Below are 4,252 nucleotides of genomic sequence, written 5' to 3' on the forward strand. Positions count from 1 at the left end.
CCGACGCGTCGCGCCCGAAGCTCCACGTGGCGCCGACCGTCACGCCGTCGAACGTGCCGAGATAGCCGATCGCGTTGTCGCTGCGCGCGTTCGGCAGATACAGATCGATGCTGTTGATCGAGAAGAGGTTCGGCCCCAGCACGTCGCTCTTCATCGTGGCGAGATACGTCATGTTGAGGATGCGGCCCAGCTGCACCGTGCCCCAGCGGCCGCGCAGGCCGACCCACGCCTGGCGTCCGAACAAACGGCCGCCCTGCCCCAGCGTGCCGACGTCCGGGTTGAAGCCGCTCTCCAGGTTGAACACGGCGGAGAGACCGCCGCCGAGGTCCTCGCTGCCGCGCAAGCCGATGCGCGACGGCAGGCTGCCCGTCAGCGACGGTTCGCGCGTGACGCTGTGGCCCGCCGCGTCCGCGTTGTTCATGTGCGCCAGCGCCACGTCGACGATGCCGTACACCGTCACCTGGCTTTGCGCCTGCGCGCCGCCCGCTCCCAGACCCGCCGCGAGGGCGATCGCTACTGCCTTTTTCATCATGTCTCCTGTTGGTTGTTGTTCGGGCGACGACAAAGCGCCGCCCTGGATGCCGCGCACCCATGAAAAACGTTGGAAGGGAATCGGGTCAGGCTTCGGCGACGACGCCAGTGTGCTGCGGCACGGCGGACGCCGAGCGGCCGTGGCGGATCAGCGCGACCGACACGGCGGCGATGACGGCCGGGATGGCCATCGCCTGGAAGTTCTGCTGCAGCGGCAGCGCCATGCCGACGAGCGTGCCGATGACGATCGGCGCGAGGATGGCGCCGCTGCGGCCCACGCCGGAGGCCCAGCCGATGCCGGTCGAACGGATTGCGGTCGGATAGAATTGGCCGGCATAGGCGTAGGTGACGATCTGCGTGCCGATCGTCGATGCACCGGCAAGGCCCACGAGCACGAACAGCACGGGCGTGGGTACCGGATAACCCAGCAGCGTGATCGACACGGCGGCCAGCGCATACATCGCCACCAGCACGTACTTGATGTGGAAGCGGTCGGCGAGCCAGCCGCCGCCGACCGCGCCGATGACGGCGCCGAAGTTCAGCACGAGCACGAAGGTCAGCGCGGACCCGAGGCTGTAGCCCGCGCCGGCCATCAGCTTGGCGAGCCAGGAGCTCAGCGCGTACACCATGAACAGGCACATGAAGAAGGCGATCCAGAACATCGCGGTGGAGAATCCGCGGCCGTCCTGGAACAGCTGCCCGATCGGGGCGCCCTGCGCGCGGTCCGCGGCGGGCAGGTCGAAGCGGTCGCCGGCTTGCGCGCGGTACGACGGCTCCATGCGCGCGAGGGTGCGCTGCAATTCGGCCAGCCGGTTGCGCCGCACGAGGAACGGCATCGATTCCGGCAGGCTTTTCAGGATGAACGGGATCAGCAACACCGGCACGCCGGCCGCGAGGAATACGGACTGCCAGCCGTGGTGCTCGATCAGTCCCTTGCCCAGCAGCGCGGCCAGCATGCCGCCCACCGCGTAGCCGCTGAACATCAGGGTGACCATCGTGGCGCGGATGCGCCTGGGCGAATATTCCGTCATCTGGGCGACCACGTTCGGCATCACGCCGCCGATGCCGAGGCCCGCCAGGAAGCGCATCGCGCTGAACACGTACGGATCGCTGCTCATGCCCGCGGCGGCCGTGAACACGCTGAACAGCGCGAGGCAGATGACGATGGCGTGGCGCCGGCCGATGCGGTCGGCGATCGTGCCGAGGAAGATCGCGCCGAACATCATGCCGAACAGCGCGGAGCTGACCATGAAGCCGGCGTTCTGCGCCGTCACGCCCATCTCCTTCATGATCGACGGCAGCGCGATGCCGGCCACGGCGAGGTCGTAGCCGTCGCAGATGATGATGAGCGCGCACCACGCGAGGATGCCGGCGTGGAAGCGGTTGAACCTGGCCCCGTCGGCCAGTGCGTGGATGTCGATGTGCCGCATGCGATTGTCTCCTTATGGATGTGTTGTCGTGGGGTGATGCAGGATGCGGTGCGCCGCCATGCCGATGACGACGCCCCAGAACGCGGCGCCGAGGCCGAGGAAAGTCATGCCGGACGCGGTGGCGAGGAAGGCGATCACCGAGGCTTCGCGGTGGTCCTCGGCCGCCATCACGCCGGCGAGGTTCGACCCGATCGCGCCCAGCAGCGCCAGTCCCGCCAGGCAGACGATCAGTTCCTTCGGCAGCGCGGCGAACAGCATGACGATGGACCCGCCGCACAGGCCGGCGAGCAGGTAGAACACGCCGTTGGCGATGCCGGCCACGTAGCGGCGGCGCGGGTCCTCGTGCGCGTCGCGGCTCGTGCACATCGCGGCCGTGATGGCGGCGAGCGCGATCGTGATGCCGCCCGTGCACGCGACCGCCAGCGACACGAGGCTGCACGTGACGATCACCGGCCGCGCCGGCGTGGCGTAGCCGGACGTCTTCAGCACCGCCATGCCGGGCAGGTACTGGCCGGTCAGGGTCACCAGCACGAGCGGCAGCGCGAGGCTGAACGTGCCGGTCCAGCTCCACGCGGGCGCGATCACCGACGGCACGACGAACTCGAAGCGGACTGCGGCAAAATGCGTCGCGCCGGACAGCCACGCGATGCCGGTGCCGGCGCCGAGCAGCAGCACCACGCCGTAGCGCGGCACGGCGCGCCGGAACACGAGGTACGCGGCAATCATGCCGAACGCCAGCAGCGGCAGCGTGCCGGCCGTCCTGAACGCGTTCATCCCGAACGGTACGAGGATCCCGGCCATCATGCCGCTGGCGATCCCTTTCGGTACGTGGGCCATGATGCGTTCGAGGGAACCGGACAGGCCGATCGCGAGCAGGATGGCGGCCGCGGTGAGATAGCCCCCGACGGCTTCGGCCAGCGGCAACTGGGGAAAGAGCGTGATCAGCAGCGCCGTGCCGGGCGCCGACCACGCCGTGATGACGGGTACGCGCAGGCGCCAGCTCAGGACGATGCCGGCGATGCCCGCGCCGACCGAGATGCCCCACACCCACGATGCGAACATCGCGTCCGGCATGCGGCCCGCCTGCGCGGCCTGGTAGAAGATCGCCAGCGGCCCGGAGAACGAGACCAGCACGGCCAGGAAGCCCGCGGCCACGGCCGACAGGGATCCGTCGGACCAGCGCCGTCCGCGTACGGCGGCGCACTCCACCTGTCCTGTGCCCATGGGGTCTCCTTGTCTTATCGTTATCGGGACCAAGGGTAGAGAGATTGCACAGGCGCGTCCAAGACCGATTTGGTATCCATTCGATACCTGATGGGTATGACTATTGCCGTCAACGCCGATGCCGGCCGAAGAAGTCGAGCACCATACGGCTGGCATCCGGCCCTGCCTTCGCATTGAAGGCGTGTGCCGGGTCGCCGCCGCTCCATGCATGACCCAGGCCGAGGATGCGCACCACGCGCAGCACGACCTTGCGCCCCACGAGGTAGTCGTGGATTTCATGCGCATTGCGGCTGCAGCCCCGGCCCGCGGGCTTCGCCGCGATCCGCGTCGCCGGGCCTGCGGGCAACCCGTTCAATTGCAGCCACTGGCGTGCCAGCTGCCGCTGGTTCACCGGATCCACCACCTGGTCGTCCTCGCCCTGGATCAGCAGCGCCGGCATCGGTACGGCTGGGCGGCCGCGCAACAGGTTGCGAATGGCAGCGTCGGCCTGTTCCGGGGCGCCATGGCGCATGACGCGCAAGGCGCCGAGAGGGCCATGCCCCGCGCCGAACACGGGGCCCGAATGCAGCGCGACCGCGGCAATGAGTTCCGGATGGTTGGTTGCCAATATCGCCGCCATCCCCGCACCGGCGGAAAGCCCGCATGCATAGATCCGGCGCCGGTCGATGGGATACCTTTCGCACACGGTCCCGATCAACGACGCCAGCGCCCCGGTTTCTCCACCGCCTTGCTGCGTGGCCCGGTCGTACCAGCGCCAGCACCGCTGCGCCTGCACCGTCACCGACTGCTGCGGGTACAGCACGGCAAACCCCTTGTTCTCCGCCACGTGGTTCATGCGCGTGCCCTGCGCGAACTGCGTGGCGCTCTGGTGGCAGCCGTGCAGCATCACGACGAGCGGCCAGCCGCCAAGCGGCTGCTCGTCCCGCACGCGGTCCGGTAGGTACAGCCAGTATTGCATGTCGCGTGCGACTGCCTGGCCCTGCGTCGCGGGCAGCGGGAACCGGCCCGCCAGCCACCTGCCGGTTGCCGGCGCTGCTGATCCAGGGCGAGGACGACCAGGTGGTGGA

General features: G+C 69.0%; 4 protein-coding genes. All 4 read right to left on the reverse strand.

Translation table 11 applies throughout. The features are described from left to right. Positions 1-529, reverse strand: a 529-nt coding sequence (locus tag ACEN88_RS25630) for a porin (protein WP_413344202.1), incomplete at its 3' end; no start/stop codon positions are given. An 88-nt stretch (positions 530-617) separates the two neighbouring features. Next, entirely contained in the window at positions 618-1,961 is a 1,344-nt protein-coding gene (locus ACEN88_RS25635; RefSeq protein ID WP_413344203.1) for an MFS transporter, read from the reverse strand. Between the two features lie 12 nt (positions 1,962-1,973). Next, on the reverse strand, positions 1,974-3,185 hold the full coding sequence (locus ACEN88_RS25640; protein ID WP_413344205.1) for a benzoate/H(+) symporter BenE family transporter: 1,212 nt from the start codon (positions 3,183-3,185) through the stop codon (positions 1,974-1,976). A gap of 109 nt (positions 3,186-3,294) precedes the next feature. Then, on the reverse strand, positions 3,295-4,252 hold a 958-nt coding region (locus ACEN88_RS25645), incomplete at its 5' end, for an alpha/beta hydrolase family esterase (protein ID WP_413344206.1).

The organism is Massilia sp. CT11-108, assembly GCF_047302915.1.
Lineage (GTDB): Bacteria > Pseudomonadota > Gammaproteobacteria > Burkholderiales > Burkholderiaceae_D > Telluria > Telluria orientalis.

Coding starts and splice junctions, on each gene's coding strand:
- ACEN88_RS25640 (WP_413344205.1), bottom strand. CDS start 3,185: ATGGGCACAGGACAGGTGGAGTGCGCCGCCGTACGCGGACGGCGCTGG.
- ACEN88_RS25635 (WP_413344203.1), bottom strand. CDS start 1,961: ATGCGGCACATCGACATCCACGCACTGGCCGACGGGGCCAGGTTCAAC.